The following is a 16,506-nucleotide window of genomic DNA, read 5'->3' as shown; positions in this document are numbered from 1 at the left end:
GCTATGAAACAGAACTACGTGTCCGTCGTTGTTGTCGCTTACGACATCGCCCGAGAACTGCCCCGAACCTTGCTTTCGCTCGCATCGCGCTATCAGCAACGCGTGACGACGGACGACTACGAGGTCATTGTCGTCGACAACGGATCATCACCTGCGGTTGGTGGGAGCCTGGTCGCGGAATATGGGCCGAACTTTCGCCTGCTGCGCATCGATGACGCGTCACCCTCGCCTGCGGCTGCCGTCAACCTCGGGATAAAGGAGGCGAGGGGAGACAAGATCGGCGTGATGATCGACGGCGCACGGATGGCGACGCCCGGGTTGGTGCATTTCGCTCGCATCGGGTTGGACATGGCTCCGACAGCAGTCGTGGCCGCGCCTGGCTGGTATCTTGGAAGCGACATCCAGGGGAACGCGTCCGAGAATGGCTATACCCGGGCCATCGAGGATTCGCTTTTGCGATCGATCAGATGGCCAGAAGATGGGTATCGATTGTTCGAGATCGGGACGATGGATGAGTCGTCGGTCGATCCGTGGTTCTCGCCGATAGCCGAAGCGAATGTCCTCTTCATGAGCCGGAAGGGTTGGCAGGCGATCGGCGGCATGGATGAGCGCTTCAGCTGTCCGGGGGGCGGCCTGGTCAACCTCGATACGCTCGAACGTGCGATGACGCTGTCGCAAGCACAGCTCATCCTCACTCTGGGAGAGGCTACATTTCACCAACTGCATGGCGGGGTGTCCACCAACGCAAGCGTCGACCAGCAGCGCAAGAACTGGATCGTCTGGAAGGCTGAAAGGGATGCGTTGAGGGGGGCAGGCGAGTTTACCCTTCACACCCCCTCGGCATTCGTGGGTTCGCTGCCTTCATCGCTTCTGCCGCACCTTGCCCGGGCGACAATTGCAAACCCATTCAGGGTCGCTCCAGCCACCGCCGCAGGCTTCAGGGCGCATTTGAGGCCGCCAGAAGAACGCGTGCCGGCGAACCAGACAGCGGCGACGCTGGTCGAGTTGGCCAAGGGTCAGTTTCAGTTGGGGCACTATCAGACGGCGGCAGACATCCTTCGCATGGCAAGCACGCATGCACCCGCCGAGCTTGCTGCGTCGCGACTTCTTTCTTCTGCCGGCATTCTTGCCCGACACGATCCAGTTCGAAACGCCGCCTATTTTACTGGGATCGGTGATGCGTACTTTGCCATCGGCGACAACGAAAGGGCTGAAGTCCAATACCGCAAAGCATTGGACCTCAACCCGGATACTGTGGGGGCCCATGTCGGCCTGGCCAGCACACGGATGGCCGGGCCTTTCTATTACGACTGGCTGGAGCGTCTTTACTCGGAGCTGGAACCCACTGTCGTGGTAGAGATAGGCGTCTGTGACGGCGTATCGCTCTCCAAGATCAAGCCTCCGGCTCTTGCAATCGGGATCGATCCCAATCCACGCGCCACGATGGCACTCAGCGCAGAAACGCACATTTTTCCAGAGACGAGTGACACCTTTTTTGATCGCGGCGGAGCGGATGCATTGCTAGCCGGCCGCCCGTTGGGTGTAGGGTTCATTGACGGTCTTCACACGTTCGACCAGGCATTGCGCGATTTTGCGAACCTCGAACACTACTGCGACCCTGGCTCGGTTTTGCTCGTGCACGACACTGTTCCCCTGGACGACACGACGCAAAAGGTTCCGCCGACAACGCAATTCCACACCGGCGATGTCTGGAAAATGGTTCCGGCGCTCAAGGCGCTTCGCCCTGATCTCGACGTGTTTACCATTGCAACGCCTTGGACCGGGCTCACCGTGGTATCCGGCTTTGGCAAGCTTAGATACGATCCTTCGTGGATTGTCCAAGCGGGAGAACGTTTTGCAAACATAGAATACACCGAGATCGCGGCAAATCTTGGGGAAGCGCTTTGCCTGGTTGCAAACGAATGGGAGCCGGTGTTTGCGCGGCTCAGGACCAACCTCGTCCATAAAAGGAGGAGACAGCCACAATCAGAGCAACTGGCGGTGGCAAAGTCCGACGCCAAGGAGGCTACGATGGGCGGGTTCTTGCATCAGTACTTTTTGAACAACAGCGGCAAAGAGATCTACAAATGGCTGCACTATTTCGACGTTTACGAACGTCACTTCGAAAGGTTCAGAAATCGAAGGCCGGTCGTCGTTGAAGTCGGCGTCTATAAGGGAGGATCACTCGAGATGTGGCGAGCCTATTTCGGCGAGGGCGCGCGAATTGTTGGAATCGATATCGATCCTGCATGCAAGGCGCACGAGTCCGGAGGCGTGGAGGTCTTCGTTGGAAGCCAGGATGACGCTCAACTCCTCGATCGGATCGTCGAGAAGTATGGTTCCATCGACATCGTCATCGATGACGGCAGTCACATGATGGATCATGTCATCGCGACATTTGAGCATCTCTACCATCATGTGCAGCCGAACGGCGTTTACTTGGTCGAGGACACGCATACGAGCTATTGGGAGGACTATGGTGGCGGGCTCCGCAGGCCCGGGTCGTTCATGGAATTTGCCAAGGGAAAGCTCGACGAAATCAACGCTCATCACGCGCGCGGCGCAATGCCGGCGAACGCCTTCACCCATGCAACAGACTCGATCTGTGTCTATGACAGTATTGTCGTCTTTGAAAAACGGCCGCAGGGCAAACGTCAGTCTCTCATGACAGGACAGGGGTAGGTCGAGTTCCGGCCATGCTGGTGTTCCCTCGGTTCTCACGTCGCCACGTCAATTTATCGATTCTGGCTTCGCGTTTTCCAGGGTCACTTCCCGAGAGCGCAAGGTTAGAACTTCTCATACCACCGCCGAAGCCGCCAGTCCTCTGCTGATCGCCCAGATGAAGCGTTCGCGCGCGACCAAATTCAATCTCTCCTGCGAGCCCAAAGAAGGATTTTTCGGATGAACAGAGGGATCATGCGGTTGTAGAATCGCTTTATCTCGGTCACAAAATTTGCCAGGACTGAAACTTCTTTGTCAATTGCGCGCAGCATGGTTTGGCTGGTTTCAGCGATGGCAGCGCGCGAATTGGATTCGCCGAGCATGATCTGGCGACTTTTGGCAATTTCAAGTTCGATCGACCCGACCTGCTCGCCCAGTTTCGTTAAAGAGGCGGCATTACCCTTCAGAATTTCGGTATTTGATTGCAACATCATCAGAAGCGCAGTTGGCTCTGGCGAATCTGGGCCATCCATGCAGCTCCTTTACAATGTGAAACCATCGCCTGCGCTGATGCTAGATACCAATCTCTTCAATCCAAGAGGCGGTCGCGAGGAATCGCGTCAAAGTTCGGTGCCTCGTCGGTTTGCATGGCCTGACTATAGATTCGAAGATGTTCCTCTACGAAATGCGCATCTCCCGCCACCCTTCGAAAATACGCAGAAACCGCTGCGGCATGGCCTGCATCGAATCTGGAGATCGCATCCATTAGATTCTCGACTGTCATGGGTTTGGCCAAAACACCGACGCCAAGATTCATTCGGCGCCACGCCTGCATGTTTGCGGTGTTGAGCAACCCCGCAAAGCCGCGTGCGTCGCAGACGACAATCCCACTGCCGCCGCCTCGATTGCCATGCGGGCGGTCGCAAACACGATATCATAGCCAAGCAAATCCTGTTCGAGCTGATGCGAAAATCGGCCTGTGGCAGGCCCCAGTTCATCTAGCTCGATGCCATTTTTGGCGCAGGCCTGACGAACCGCCGCTTGGTGATCGAAGTTCTTCGTCAACAACAGCCCTCTTGCGGGCCGCGCAGGCAGTTGCGGGCGTTGTTTGAAGCGATTGAGATCAACCGCATTGTAGACGAGGCTTAGTTGGTCAGCGGGAATCCCCCTCGAAAGGCACTTAAGCCTACACGCTTCGTCTACGGCTATCCAATGGCGTATTTGAGGATGAAGAATAGGTGCTTCGACCTCATAGAAGGTACTTGTGGCATGAAAATACGGCAGGCACGTCCGGAAACCTGTCAGACAGCGTGTCAGGTGTTGGGCATGGACTACATCGGGCTTTTCGACGATTTCGGCAATCCGGTCTACAACATGATGCCCCCGCTGGCGCATTCTAAATGCCATATCGCCAAGAGTTGGGGCCAGCAGCATGGTATGATGCCCGCCACTGCGGAGCCCGTCAGCAAGCAATTCAACAACCGCTTCTGACCCGCTATTGCGGGATAGGGACAGATTGGTGATAAGAACCCGCAACGGCGTTCCTTGCTTGTTTCGCAACGCGCTTGCAAACGAGCGACAGGCACAAGAGCTATTGGAAGCGTCTTAGTTTGAAGCCGTTTTCCAAACAAGCTCTGCAAAATCTCGGAGGGAGCCATTGATTGTCTGAAAAGCTGGAAAATGTCTTGGTTCTCGCCCATCCGGGACATGAACTCAGGGTTTACCATTGGCTCGAGTGCGCACAACCCAGAGTCTACCTTCTGACAGACGGATCGGGCGGTCGCCAAACGGCGCGTACGCAGTACTCGCGCCACCTTGTGAAAGCTGCGGGCGCGACGCCGGGCGCAGTATTCGGCGATATTCCCGATGCCGTCTGGTACGAAGCTCTGCTGGCTGGAGAAACTGACTTCTTTGTTGATGTGCTGACGAAAATCGCCACCGATTTGGCAGGCGCGAAAAACGTTCAATTCGTGTCGGACGCGGTCGATGGCTACAACCCGATACATGACCTAGCCTATGCCTATGGACAGGCTCTCGCCGGAGCGCTGAAAAGGACAGCGAAAGTGGCACAGCACCTTTGCTCCGCAGCGGTTCCAAACGTGGCGGGACCTATTGGACTGGAAATTCAACTCGACCACGCTGCCCGAGCGAGAAAAATGGCCGCCGTCGAGAGCTATTCCCCGCTCGCCGATGAGGCCAATAGAATAGTCGAACGGGACCCCCAATGTTTCGACAGGGAACGTCTCATTTCCCAGCATTTTGATTGGGAGGGCTCATGGGCACCAGAATGGGAAGTGATTGGCAAAGAGCGGGTCGCCGCTGGCATCTACCGCAGATGCATTACTTATAAGGACAATGTACAGCCTATTGCCAAGCGCCTGAAGTTTGAAGGTACTCGCATCTTGCACGCGGGATGATCTAGCCGGAAGCAGCGCCTTAACCACACGCACATCCAAAAAACCGCTGGCGATGCCCTCAACTCCGCGCTATGCGATACAGGGCGGCGGGCGGAGGATTTGGCACATTAAGACACGTGGTCGGTGACGGATGACAGTCAATCTGGCGCCACTTTATGCATAAGTCCTTGCGCCTGGAGTTCAGTACTACCCAATGACATCCTATGTAGAGGTCGTGTCCGGACTTCGGCCGAAGATGCGGCGCGCCATTATAATGATCCAGGATCTGGTCATGGTCCTGGTCGCGGTGGCGCTGAGTCTGGGGCTTTCTCAGTCGAGACTTTCATTCGACGCGCTCTCCACGGCCGGCCTGGCGTGCTGGGCAAGTATTGTTTTTCTCAGCCATATGCTGTTTCGCTATTGCGGCCTCTACAACACCGTGTGGCGTTTCGCCTCCACGCCGGACTTCTTCAACATCCTGAAGAGCTGCGCCATCCTGACCGTCACGCTCTATGTCGTCTCGCTGGCGGTTCGATCGTTTCAGCCGGTGACCGGCCTCAACGAGCGCCAGTTCATCGTCTTTTTCCTCGTCTCCTTCACCATCATATCGGCGCCTCGGCTCTATTACCGGTTCCTGCGCGACGGGGCGAGCTGGCGAATCCTGAGCCGCAACGCAAACAATGCGGCGATCAAACAAGCGCTGTTCGTCGGCAGGCTTGGCGAAGCAGACGTCATCATCCGCTTCACACGCACGGCCGAGCCGGCCGAATATTCCATCGCCGGCATCATGGCCATCGAGAACGGCGCGCCTTTGGGCACGCAGATCCACGGCGTTCCGGTGGTGGCCGTGCGCCCCCGCCTGGTCGAGGTCCTCGAAGAATATGCAAGAGGCACCAAAAGCCTCGACATGCTGATTTTCGGCAAAGGCGCCGAGCGCGAGATCGAAGAATTTTCGGAACTGGTCCGTGTCGCCCGTCACAGTGGTATCGCCGTCGTCCAATTCTCCGGCGTTTCGGAGCTCGGCCAAGGCGGAAAGCTGGTACTCGACGCTGTCGAGATGGAAACCATCCTGCGCCGCTCCACAGTTGCTTCCGATATTGAGCGGATCGGCGGCTTTATCGGTGGCAAGCGCGTCCTGGTCACCGGCGGCGCCGGCTCAATCGGTCGCATCCTGGTCAAGCGGTCGCTGGAACTTGGCGCCGAGGCGGTTCTGGTCGCCGATATCTCGGAGTTCGGTATTTTCCAGCTCGACCAGCAGGTTGACGAAAAGGACCATGTCCGGCTCAAGAGCCGCATCGTCGATGTCACAGACCGGCGCCAGATCACCCGCGTCGTCAGCGATTTCAAGCCCGACATCATCTTCCATGCCGCCGCGCTCAAACATGTGCCGCTGCTCGAGGAAAATTGGGAATCGGCGATCCAGACCAACGTTCTGGGCACCCTCGTCTGCGCCGAGGTTGCCGCCAAATGCGGGGTGCCGCAGTTCCTGTTGATTTCCAGCGATAAGGCGGTCGATCCGACCTCGGTGCTCGGTATGACGAAACGCGCCGCCGAGCAGATCGTCTCTTCGCTGCACGAAACGCACGCCACCGGGCCCAGCGGCCGTCGCTCCGGCACCAAGTTCATCGCCGTGCGGTTCGGCAACGTCTTCGGCTCCAATGGCTCGGTCGCCACCATCTTCCAGGCGCAGATCGAGGCCGGCGGTCCGGTCACCATCACCGATCGCCGCATGACCCGCTACTTCATGACGGTGGCCGAAGCCGTCGACCTCGTCATCATGTCGGCGGCCGACGCCGAGCGGCGCCAGGGCAAGGACGACTACGCCATCTACATGCTCGACATGGGCAAGCCGGTGCCGATCCTCGAAGTCGCTGAAACCATGATCCGCATGGCCGGCAAAAGCCCCTACACCGACATTCCGATCCGTTTCACCGGGATCAGGCCGGGCGAGAAGCTTCACGAGGTGCTGCATGGCGGCAATGAGGAGATCGTCGCGCTGGATATCCCCAAGATCTTCGGCCTCAGGACCGATGTCGTGGGATGGCCCAAGGTCCAGGCGGCGCTGACATTGCTGCAGGCGGCCATGCGCGATCAGGACAAGGCCTCGGCGCTCGCCGTCATGGCCGGCCTCTATCAGGCGGAAGAGCCGCCAAGCGACGCACGCCGGGAAACCGTTGCGAAAACAGTCGGGCAAGCTGGTTAGAGCAATTCCAGGAAAAGTGTGGAGCGGTTTTCCGTCCGGGATTGCGTCAAAACAAAGAGCCTGTCCTGATCGACCGGGATTGGCTATTGAAACCGATCCGATGGCCGTTCCCAGGCGTTTGCAGATGATTTTGAACCAGTGAGCAGACAAGATCAGCGCGTGGCCGTGCTGCTGGGCACGAAAGATGGCGCGGCTTTCCTTGACGAGCAGCTCGCGTCGCTGGCTGCGCAATCGCATCCTGTTGTCGACCTCTGGGTTTCCGACGACGGTTCGACAGACGGCACTTCGGCCATTATCGGCGCCTGGCAGAGCCGCTGGTCCAAGGGCCGGTTGACCCTGTCGAATGGTCCTCGCCAAGGCTTTGCCGCCAATTTCCGCGCGATGATCATCGATCCGCGCATCGAGGCCGACTACTACGCCTTCTGCGACCAGGACGACATCTGGGAGCCGGACAGGCTGGAGAGCGCCATTGCCTGGATGCAAGGGCACGACGCCGGAACGCCGCTGCTGTTTTGCTCCAGAACCGCGACCATGTCCGAAACCGGAGCAGCGCAAGGGTATTCGCCGCTGTTCCAGCATCCACCCGCATTTCGCAATGCGCTTGTGCAAAGCATTGCCGGCGGCAACACGATGATGATCAACCGCGCCGCGCGAAAGTTGCTGGCAAAGGCATCGGGAAGGACCGAGTTCGTCAGCCATGACTGGTGGACCTATCTGATCGTCACGGCTGCCGGCGGCATTGTCCGCTATGACCCGCGACCGCTGGTGCGCTACCGCCAGCATGAGGCAAACTTGGTCGGCGCCAACGTGTCGTGGAAGGCGAGGCTGTCGCGGCTGGGGCGCCTGTTCAGGGGCGAGTTCGCCGTCTGGACCGATCACAATCTGAGCGGCCTGGCGGTCAATCGCGACATCCTCTCGAGGGATGCCGCCGCCTGTCTCGGCCTGTTCATCAGGGCACGAAAGGGCGGTATTCTGCGACGCCTGCGCCTTCTCAGGAAAAGCGGCGTCTACCGGCAGACGCTGGCTGGGACGCTTGGGCTCTATCTGGCCTTCATCTGGCGGCGGATCTAGAGCATGCAGACACGGCCATGAGGGAACCCAAGCGAGCTTTCGACCTGGCGGTGGCGGCGCTGCTGCTGCCACTGGCCTCGCCTTTCGTCCTGCTTGCCATGCTGGCAATCAGGACGACGTCGCCTGGACCGGCACTCTTCTCTCAAACCCGTGTCGGCCAGCACGGGGTGCCGTTTGCCTGCCACAAGCTGCGCACGATGGTTGTGGGAACGCCGTCTCTGCCCTCGCATCAGGCGCCGGCAATGTCCGTCACTGCCGTCGGCAAGGTGCTGCGGAAATTCAAGATCGACGAGCTGCCGCAGCTCTGGAACGTGCTCAAGGGCGAGATGAGCCTGGTTGGGCCGCGTCCATGCCTGCCCACGCAAACCGAATTGATCGAACGCCGCAGGCAATTGGGTGTGCTTGCCGCACTTCCGGGCATTACCGGGCTGGCACAGATGAAAGGCATCGACATGTCGGATCCGAAACTCTGCGCCGAAACGGATGCCGAATATCTCAGGGGAGCCTCGATCGGACTCGACGTCAAAATCCTGCTTGGCACAATCTACCGGACCTGACGGGCCTGTCGTGCAAGTTCCTCAATCCGGCCGAGCGTGTCGGTTTCCGGCATCCAGCCTTCCGAGATCAGCAGTGACGGGTCGCAAATCTGTGTCGCCATGGAAGCGTCGTACGCTGCTTTTCTGCCAAGCAGTGTGGCGAACAGCCTGAATGGCCAGGCCGGCACAGGAACGAGCCGGGTCGGAACGTCGTATCCGTGCCTGAATGCAGTCAAGATTTCGAACATCGCAACGGGGGAAGCATCGCCCAGGACATAGGTCGGGCGCGGTGGCGCGGGACGAGTCAAAAGATGCGCCACGGCGCCAGCCACCGCGTCGCGCGATATCAGCGAACGAACTGCGGTGAAAGCGCCTGAGGGCAATGGTAAGGCAATGGCGGCAGCCCGCATCATTCCACGCAGGTTTCCCTTCATGCCTTCGCCATAGACCGGCGGCAGGCGCAGCGCGGTGGCATCGGAGGGCCTGGACGCATAGGCTTCCAGTGTCTTGATCTCGCCTTCGCGTTTCGAGCGCCCGTAGGCGCATTGCGGGGCAGGGAGCGTCGCCTCGCTGATCGTTCCGCTGAAACCGGGACCGGCTACTGCCCGGATCGACGACAGATAGATGAAGCGCCCGCTTGTCCGCGAGGCGGCCGCGCGCGCCAGCTGCGCGGTCAGTGTCGCGTTGGCTGCCATGAAGTCGGCTTCGCTCGCCTTGCGGTCATTATTGAGCGCCGCACAGTGGACGACATGGGTGATATCTCGCATCAGCGCCTGGTATGCCTGAGCCGGTGCGTCGAAGTCCGGCAACAAAACCGCATCGCTCACGGGATCGAGCCGTTCCGGGTGGCGCGATGCCATGCGCACCCCGAACCCGGCTTCGCGCAGCTGGTTGACGACCTGCCTGCCGATGAAACCCGTCGCGCCTGTGACCAGCACTTTCACGGCCGGCTTGCCTGGGGGGCCGGGGCCGGTGCCTGTTGTTCCGGCAGCATTTGTTGCCGGCCCGATGCAAGATATGTCCCGGACACCAGGAACACCATCAGTGTGGCATCGAGGATGTCGTGGCCGACCAGGATGCCGGTCAGGCCGCCGATGAGGTAGGTGATCGCAGTGACGACAATCATCGTGGCGCCGAACCGCTCGATCGCGTCCGTGCTGGTGCGCAGCACGATGGCCGCGTTTCTCGCGGCAACGAAGAACACAGCCGCGAGCGTTACGGCTCCAAGCAGCCCGGCCTCCACCAATGCAGTCAGGAAGCCATTGTGAAAATGGCTGAAGCCCGTGGACGGCATGTGGAACTGATTGTGGAATCCATCCTTTATCAGCTCACGGCTTGCAGCAATGCCGTGACCGAAAATCGGCATGTCGTGGAAGGCGCTCAGCCCAATCTGCCAAAGTGCGGCGCGCAAGCCGAGCGCGGTCGTGTGGTCGCCCTTCGTGGCGAGCGCATCCCAGTCGCTGAACAGGAAGGCCGCGCGCTCGGAAATGATGGGGAGACCGATGACAGCGATGACGATGCCGGTCGCCCCCGCAATCAGCAAAAGCCGAATGGCGTTTCTGTTGTTGAGCTTGCGACGGTTGATCAGCAGGATCGCGATGCCGGCCACCAGCATCGCCAGCCAGATGATCCGCGATCCCGAATAGACAATGGCGACCGCGCCGGCCAGTGTCGCGCAGGCCAGCAACGCCCTGTTCTTTTCGACACCCGATAAGGCGCCTGCCAGGCACATCATCATGCTGAGGCAGGCGACGGTCGCGAACACGATCGGATTGCCGGCGCCGCCTTCGGCCCGTATGCCCAGCCCGTGATATTGCACGACCGCCAGCAGCACGGCGCCAAAACAGGCGGCGGCGCTCGCCAGCACGACGATGCGCGTCAGCGTGGTTTTCTCGGTGATGCTCCAGGTCGCATATGAGACTGGGAAAAACAGGAAGGTGATCAGCCCTGCCAGATGCGGCGCATCCCTGGCGATCGAATTGTTGACGATGGAGGCGAACACGCTGGCTGCGCAATAGGCATAGATGGCCACCGTCATCGCGGTCATCGGCCGGTCAATGTTGAAACGCCGTCTTTTCAACGCAAGCAGAAGCACCGACCACAGGCCGCCACCATTGAACAAAAAGCTGACCGCCGATCCCAGCACCGGCGGGAAAAAGAAGCACAGAATGGAGAAGCTGATGTTGATCCGTGACGGCGAAACGTGCTGCTTGATGGCGGAAATCGGGGTCAATGCTCTGGTTCACAATGCGCTGGGTCGCTTGGCGACGGACGATGTTTGGCGGCGGCATTTGCGGCATGCCGCCCGGCGCAGGTTCAGGAGCCGGTATAGCGGCTGGGTGCGGTTTTCGAAAGTGCGACGAGGTCGGGCCGGCGTTTCTTTCGGTCCAGGCAAGATTTTTCCCGGCCTTTGAATGCTATCGCTCCGTCGGGCAGGAATTTTCGGATTCTAGGCTTTTCATGGAAAATTCGTTGCCGATCGGTGTGGCCGCCGGCCTTTCCAGCGTTGTTATATCAGGTGGCGATCTGCTAGAACGCCGGCACGAACCGATAGTGTCCAGCAGTGAAGCTTGAACCGGGCGGCTGAAAAGGACGCCCGATCCATCTGATGCAAGGTCTGGATTGCACGAGAGAACGCTCACAGTCCATGAACATCGCGCTTACGCACCTGCAGCGGCTCGAGGCCGAGTCCATCCACATCTTCCGTGAGGTTGCCGCCTCCTTCTCCAAGCCGGTGATGCTCTATTCCGTCGGCAAGGATTCCTCCGTGCTGATGCATCTGGCGATGAAGGCCTTCTATCCGGCCAAGCCGCCTTTCCCCTTCCTGCATGTCGACACCACCTGGAAGTTCCGCGAGATGATCGCCTTTCGCGACCAGATGGCGCAGAAGCTCGGCTTCGACCTGCTGGTCCACGTCAATGAAGACGGCGTGCGCGACGGTATCAACCCCTTTGACCATGGCTCGAACACCCACACCCATGTCATGAAGACGGTGGCGTTGCGCCAGGCGCTCGACAAATACGGCTTTGACGCTGCCTTCGGCGGGGCTCGGCGCGACGAGGAGAAGTCGCGCGCCAAGGAGCGCATCTTTTCCTTCCGCAACGCCCAGCATGTCTGGGACCCGAAGAACCAGCGGCCGGAGATGTGGAAGATCTTCAACACCCGCATCGCGCCGGGCGAATCGATCCGCGTGTTTCCGCTGTCGAACTGGACCGAGCTCGATATCTGGCAGTACATTCTGCAGGAAAACATCCCGATCGTGCCGCTCTATTTCGCCAAGGAGCGGCCGGTGGTCGAACGCGACGGCATGCTGATCATGAAGGATGACGATCGCATGCAATTGCGCCCCGGTGAGACGATGGAGAACCGTCTGGTGCGTTTCCGCACGCTCGGCTGTTATCCGCTGACCGGCGCCATCGAATCCGACGCCGACACGCTCGAAGCCATCGTCGGCGAGATGCTGACGGCGCGCACCTCCGAGCGCCAGGGCCGCCTCATCGACCGCGATGAAGCCGGCTCGATGGAAAAGAAGAAGCGCGAGGGATATTTCTGAGCATGCGCCATATCCTGGCCAAGAGCCTCGCTCCCAGCGACGGCGTGCGTGAATACATGGCGGCGCAGGAGAAGAAGTCGCTGCTGCGCTTCCTCACCTGCGGCTCGGTCGACGACGGCAAGTCGACGCTGATCGGCCGTCTTCTGTCCGACACAAAGCAGATCTTCGAGGACCAGCTCGCCGCACTCGAGCGCGATTCCCGCAAGCACGGCACCACTGGCGACGACATCGACTTCGCGCTTCTGGTCGACGGCCTCGAGGCCGAGCGCGAGCAAGGCATCACCATCGACGTCGCCTACCGCTTCTTCGCCACGCCCAAGCGCAAGTTCATCGTCGCCGACACCCCCGGCCATGAACAGTACACCCGCAACATGGCGACCGGCGCATCGACTGCCGATCTCGCCATCGTGCTGATCGATGCGCGCCAGGGTGTGCTGCGCCAGACCCGGCGCCACTCGATCATCGCTTCGCTGCTCGGCATCCGCCATATCGTGCTTGCCGTCAACAAGATCGACCTCGTCGATTTCGACCAGGCGGTGTTCGACCGTATCGTCGAGGATTACCGGCAGTTCTCGCACGAGCTCGGCTTCCAGACGATCGTGCCGATCCCGATGTCGGCCCGCTATGGCGACAATGTCACCAGCCGCTCCGGCAAGACGGCGTGGTATTCCGGCCCGTCGCTGATCGAGCATCTCGAAACCATATCGGTCGACGAGGCCGCGGTCGAACTGCCGTTCCGGTTTCCGGTGCAGTATGTCAACCGGCCCAATCTCGACTTCCGCGGCTTTGCCGGCACCATCGCGTCCGGCTCCGTCGCGCAGGGCGACGAGGTGGTGGTCGCCAAATCCGGCAAGGCCTCGCGGGTCAAGCGCATCGTCGCGCAAGGCGGCGATCTTGCCCAGGCGGTGGCCGGCCAGGCCATCACCCTTGTGCTCGATGACGAGGTCGAGGTCTCCAGAGGCAACATGCTGGTGTCGCCGGCGGCACGGCCGCAGGTTGCCGACCAGTTCGCCGCCAACATCGTCTGGTTCGACGAGGCAGCGCTGCTGCCGGGACGCTCCTATATACTGCGCACCGAGACCGACCAGACCAGCGCCACCGTCACCGACCTGAAATACCGCGTCAACGTCAACGACTTCGCTCGCGAGGCGGCGAAGTCGCTCGAGATGAACGAAGTCGGCATCTGCAATATCTCGACCCGGGCGCCGATCGCCTTCGACACCTTCGCCGACAACCGCGATACTGGCGCCTTCATCCTGATCGACCGCATCACCAATGCCACGGTCGGCGCCGGCATGATCCTGCATTCCTTGCGCCGCGCCGAAAACATCCATTGGCAGTCGCTCGATGTCGGCAAGCGCGGCCGCTCCGACCTCAAGAGCCAGCGCCCCGCCGTATTCTGGTTCACCGGTCTTTCCGGCTCGGGCAAGTCGACCATCGCCAATCTGCTTGAGAAGAAGCTGTTCGCTTCGGGGCGTCACACCTACATTCTCGACGGCGACAATGTCCGCCACGGCCTCAACCGCGATCTCGGCTTCACCGACGCCGATCGGGTCGAAAACATCCGCCGTGTCGCCGAAGTGGCAAAGCTGATGGCCGATGCCGGGCTGATCGTCATCGTCTCCTTCATTTCCCCCTTCAGCGCCGAGCGGCGCATGGCCAGGGAGTTGATGGCCGACGGCGAGTTCGTCGAAGTGTTCGTCGATACGCCGTTCGAGGAATGCGCCCGACGCGACCCGAAAGGCCTTTACGCACGGGCGCTGAATGGCGAGATCAAGAACTTCACCGGCGTCGATTCCCCGTATGAAGCTCCCGAAAATCCCGAAATCCATCTCAAGACACTCGGCAAGACGGCCGAGGAGATGGTAGAGGCTCTGGAACACTGGCTGAATGAGCGCGACATTGCCGAAGACCAATATGACAGCGGCGGCGGCATCTGACGACGAAGTGATGCTCGACGTGCTCGAGCGCCTGGCGCTCGAAGCCGGACGCGAGGTGATGCGGGTCTTCAAGGCCGGCTGCGCGGTCGACAGCAAGTCGGACTCCTCGCCGGTCACGGAAGCCGACCGCGAGAGCGAGACGATCATCCTCGCCGGCCTGCGTGCGGCCTATCCCGATATTCCCTGCGTGGCCGAGGAAGAGGTCGCCGAAGGCATTGTGCCGCCCGATCTGGATGGCGCCTTCTTCCTGATCGATCCGCTCGATGGAACGAAGGAATTCGTCAACCGCCGGACCGATTTCACCGTCAACATCGCGCTTGTCCGGCACGGCGTGCCGGAGATCGGCGTCGTCTTCGCACCGTGCAGCGGGCGGTTCTTCTCTGGACGGCCGGGCTGGGCCGAAGCAATCGAGGTCGATGACGACTTCCGTATCGTCGGCCGCCGGCGGATTTCGGTTAGGAGGGCGGTCACGCCGTTGGCGGTCGTTGCCAGCCGCTCGCACAACACCCCGGAAACCGAAGCCTTCATCAAGGATCTCGGCGCCGCCGAGATCGTCTCGGTCGGCTCATCGCTGAAATTCTGCCTGCTCGCCGCAGCCGAAGCCGACATCTATCCGCGCTTCGGCCGCACCATGGAATGGGACACGGCGGCCGGCGACGCCGTACTGCGCGCCGCCGGCGGCATGACGCGCACGCTGGACGGCGAGCCGCTCACCTATGGCAAGCGCAAACAGAGCGACGACGAGGATTTCGCCAACCCGCATTTTATTGCGAGCGGGAAGGCGGCGGACGCGGCGTAACTTACGCCGCCGCTACATGCGCCGAGTTCGAGCCAATGTAGTTGCGGATCGTCTCGATGATGCGGTCCTGGTCGGCTTCGCTGAGATAGGGATGCATCGGCAGGCACAGGATGCGCTTCGGCAGTTCCTCCGAAACCGCAAGCCCGGTCGGCGTGCGCGGATAGTCGCGATAGGCGACCTGCTCGTGCAGCGGCTTCACATAATAGATCACCGAAGGGATGCCCTTTTCGCCGAGATGCGCCCTCAACCCGTCGCGCTTCGGCGTCTCGATGGCGTATTGCGCCCAGGCCGAGCGGCCACCGCCCAGATTGCGTGACGCCTTGACGATGTCGCCGAGACCTTCGGCGTAGCGCTTGGCCACCACCTGGCGGGCGACCATCTCGTCTTCGAGGATGGCGAGTTTCTCGATCAGGATCGCCGCCTGGATCGTGTCGAGGCGTGAATTGATGCCGACGCGGACATTGTCATACTGCGTCTCGCCCTTACCGTGGAACGCAAACGAGCGCAGCTGGTCGGCCAGCGCGTCGTCATTGGTGAACATCGCGCCGCCATCGCCGTAGCAGCCCAGCGGCTTGGCCGGATAAAAGCTGGTCGAGCCGACATGGCCGAAGGCGCCGCACATTGTGCCGTCGGCCGAACCGCCGATCGACTGCGCCGCATCCTCGATCACCAGCAGCCCTTCGCGCTTGGCAATCGCCATGATCGCCTCGTAGTCGGCGGCAAGCCCGAACAGGTCGACGGGAATAATCGCCTTCGGCTTCAGCCGGCCTTCCTTCTTGATCATGGCGATCGCCGCCTCGAGGCTGGCGATGTCGATGTTGTAGGTCTCGGCGTCCACATCGACGAAAACCGGTTCGGCCTTGGCAAGCGCCACCACTTCCGCCGTCGCGGCAAAGGTGAAGCTCGGCACGAACACCGCGTCGCCGGGGCCGATACCGGCGGCAAACAGCGGCAACAGCAGCGCGTCGGTGCCGTTGGCGCAGGCCACGACATGCTTGGTGCCGATATAGGCTGCGAGCTTGTTTTCGAATTCGGTGACTTGCGGCCCTAGGATATAGCGGCCTTCCTCGACGACATTGTCGATCGCGGCCTTCAGCCGGTCGCGGATACGTTCGCGCTGCGCGCCAAGATCGATGAACTGCATGTCGGCCTCAAAACGGTGTGGTGCGGGCTGCCCCGGGGACAATGACACGCACAGAAACAACAACTTAACCGGGCCGCTGGTACCAGAGTTGGGCCGGTCTAGAAAGCCGGACCGGCCGCGGGACGGGTTGTCTAGGTGTCGCAGCCTGTTACTTCAGGCTTTCCCTGCATTGCCGCAAGATGCCGGAAATCCGGGCTTCGCCG

At 60.6% G+C, this 16,506-nt stretch carries 15 protein-coding genes; 9 read left to right on the top strand and 6 right to left on the bottom strand.

The annotated features are described in order from the left end of the window. Window positions 1-3: 3 nt before the first annotated feature. Complete coding sequence (locus NKI10_RS21365) at window positions 4-2,682, top strand: class I SAM-dependent methyltransferase (protein WP_352861815.1); 2,679 nt, start codon at window positions 4-6, stop codon at window positions 2,680-2,682. A 182-nt stretch (window positions 2,683-2,864) separates the two neighbouring features. On the opposite strand, the gene NKI10_RS21360 is transcribed toward NKI10_RS21365, so the two are convergent. From NKI10_RS21360 to NKI10_RS21350, 3 genes are read right to left on the bottom strand one after another with little or no spacing between them, the layout of a single operon-like run. After that, a complete protein-coding gene (locus NKI10_RS21360; protein ID WP_245261128.1) occupies window positions 2,865-3,194 on the bottom strand; it encodes a hypothetical protein in 330 nt (109 codons plus the stop codon). A 56-nt stretch (window positions 3,195-3,250) separates the two neighbouring features. Further along, window positions 3,251-3,478, bottom strand: coding sequence for a hypothetical protein (locus NKI10_RS21355; protein ID WP_352861813.1), 228 nt, complete (start codon window positions 3,476-3,478; stop codon window positions 3,251-3,253). After that, window positions 3,475-3,726, bottom strand: a complete 252-nt coding sequence (locus tag NKI10_RS21350; protein ID WP_352861811.1) for a hypothetical protein — start codon at window positions 3,724-3,726, stop codon at window positions 3,475-3,477. The genes NKI10_RS21355 and NKI10_RS21350 overlap by 4 nt, the downstream gene beginning before the upstream one ends. Window positions 3,727-3,987: 261 nt before the next feature. Between NKI10_RS21350 and NKI10_RS21345 the strand changes: the two genes are divergently transcribed. From NKI10_RS21345 to NKI10_RS21325, 5 genes are all read left to right on the top strand, one after another. Beyond that, window positions 3,988-4,152, top strand: coding sequence for a hypothetical protein (locus tag NKI10_RS21345; protein WP_023705484.1), 165 nt, complete (start codon window positions 3,988-3,990; stop codon window positions 4,150-4,152). A 170-nt stretch (window positions 4,153-4,322) separates the two neighbouring features. After that, a complete protein-coding gene (locus NKI10_RS21340; RefSeq protein ID WP_352861806.1) occupies window positions 4,323-5,078 on the top strand; it encodes a hypothetical protein in 756 nt (251 codons plus the stop codon). A 193-nt stretch (window positions 5,079-5,271) separates the two neighbouring features. Beyond that, window positions 5,272-7,260, top strand: coding sequence for an SDR family NAD(P)-dependent oxidoreductase (locus NKI10_RS21335; RefSeq protein ID WP_352861795.1), 1,989 nt, complete (start codon window positions 5,272-5,274; stop codon window positions 7,258-7,260). A 138-nt stretch (window positions 7,261-7,398) separates the two neighbouring features. After that, entirely contained in the window at window positions 7,399-8,331 is a 933-nt protein-coding gene (locus NKI10_RS21330) for a glycosyltransferase family 2 protein (RefSeq protein ID WP_023833065.1), read from the top strand. Window positions 8,332-8,348: 17 nt separating this feature from the next. Then, on the top strand, window positions 8,349-8,888 hold the full coding sequence (locus tag NKI10_RS21325; RefSeq protein WP_023742693.1) for a sugar transferase: 540 nt from the start codon (window positions 8,349-8,351) through the stop codon (window positions 8,886-8,888). Here the strand turns inward: NKI10_RS21325 and NKI10_RS21320 are convergent. Then, a complete protein-coding gene (locus tag NKI10_RS21320) occupies window positions 8,876-9,811 on the bottom strand; it encodes an NAD-dependent epimerase/dehydratase family protein (protein WP_352861794.1) in 936 nt (311 codons plus the stop codon). The genes NKI10_RS21325 and NKI10_RS21320 overlap by 13 nt on opposite strands. Further along, window positions 9,808-11,100, bottom strand: coding sequence for an O-antigen ligase family protein (locus NKI10_RS21315; RefSeq protein ID WP_031246419.1), 1,293 nt, complete (start codon window positions 11,098-11,100; stop codon window positions 9,808-9,810). The genes NKI10_RS21320 and NKI10_RS21315 overlap by 4 nt, the downstream gene beginning before the upstream one ends. Before the next feature lie 414 nt (window positions 11,101-11,514). On the opposite strand from NKI10_RS21315, the gene cysD reads away from it, so the two are divergent. From cysD to cysQ, 3 genes are read left to right on the top strand one after another with little or no spacing between them, the layout of a single operon-like run. Continuing rightward, entirely contained in the window at window positions 11,515-12,420 is a 906-nt protein-coding gene (gene cysD / locus NKI10_RS21310; RefSeq protein WP_023670717.1) for a sulfate adenylyltransferase subunit CysD, read from the top strand. 2 nt (window positions 12,421-12,422) lie between these two features. Then, window positions 12,423-14,360, top strand: coding sequence for a sulfate adenylyltransferase subunit CysN (gene cysN / locus NKI10_RS21305; RefSeq protein ID WP_352861793.1), 1,938 nt, complete (start codon window positions 12,423-12,425; stop codon window positions 14,358-14,360). A gap of 10 nt (window positions 14,361-14,370) precedes the next feature. After that, window positions 14,371-15,159: a 3'(2'),5'-bisphosphate nucleotidase CysQ gene (cysQ, locus tag NKI10_RS21300; RefSeq protein ID WP_352861927.1), complete on the top strand. Its 789-nt coding sequence runs from the start codon at window positions 14,371-14,373 to the stop codon at window positions 15,157-15,159. 1 nt (window position 15,160) lies between these two features. Here the strand turns inward: cysQ and NKI10_RS21295 are convergent, their stop codons facing one another. Further along, the gene (locus tag NKI10_RS21295; RefSeq protein WP_023698144.1) at window positions 15,161-16,303 is read right to left on the bottom strand and encodes a DegT/DnrJ/EryC1/StrS family aminotransferase; all 1,143 of its coding nucleotides are present in this window, start codon (window positions 16,301-16,303) and stop codon (window positions 15,161-15,163) included. Between the last annotated feature and the right edge of the window lie 203 nt (window positions 16,304-16,506).

Source organism: Mesorhizobium sp. M0802 (assembly GCF_040320115.1).
Taxonomy (GTDB): Bacteria; Pseudomonadota; Alphaproteobacteria; order Rhizobiales; family Rhizobiaceae; genus Mesorhizobium.
The sequence above is the reverse complement of the archived record's forward strand: the minus strand, read 5'-3'. Positions and strand labels throughout refer to the sequence as shown.

Bases quoted from the DNA above. Each gene is read 5' to 3' on its own strand.
- NKI10_RS21365 (WP_352861815.1), top strand. From the start codon at position 4: ATGAAACAGAACTACGTGTCCGTCGTTGTTGTCGCTTACGACATCGCC.
- NKI10_RS21360 (WP_245261128.1), bottom strand. From the start codon at position 3,194: ATGGATGGCCCAGATTCGCCAGAGCCAACTGCGCTTCTGATGATGTTG.
- NKI10_RS21355 (WP_352861813.1), bottom strand. From the start codon at position 3,478: ATGAATCTTGGCGTCGGTGTTTTGGCCAAACCCATGACAGTCGAGAAT.
- NKI10_RS21345 (WP_023705484.1), top strand. From the start codon at position 3,988: ATGGACTACATCGGGCTTTTCGACGATTTCGGCAATCCGGTCTACAAC.
- NKI10_RS21335 (WP_352861795.1), top strand. From the start codon at position 5,272: ATGACATCCTATGTAGAGGTCGTGTCCGGACTTCGGCCGAAGATGCGG.
- NKI10_RS21325 (WP_023742693.1), top strand. From the start codon at position 8,349: ATGAGGGAACCCAAGCGAGCTTTCGACCTGGCGGTGGCGGCGCTGCTG.
- cysD (WP_023670717.1), top strand. From the start codon at position 11,515: ATGAACATCGCGCTTACGCACCTGCAGCGGCTCGAGGCCGAGTCCATC.
- cysN (WP_352861793.1), top strand. From the start codon at position 12,423: ATGCGCCATATCCTGGCCAAGAGCCTCGCTCCCAGCGACGGCGTGCGT.
- cysQ (WP_352861927.1), top strand. From the start codon at position 14,371: ATGCTCGACGTGCTCGAGCGCCTGGCGCTCGAAGCCGGACGCGAGGTG.
- NKI10_RS21295 (WP_023698144.1), bottom strand. From the start codon at position 16,303: ATGCAGTTCATCGATCTTGGCGCGCAGCGCGAACGTATCCGCGACCGG.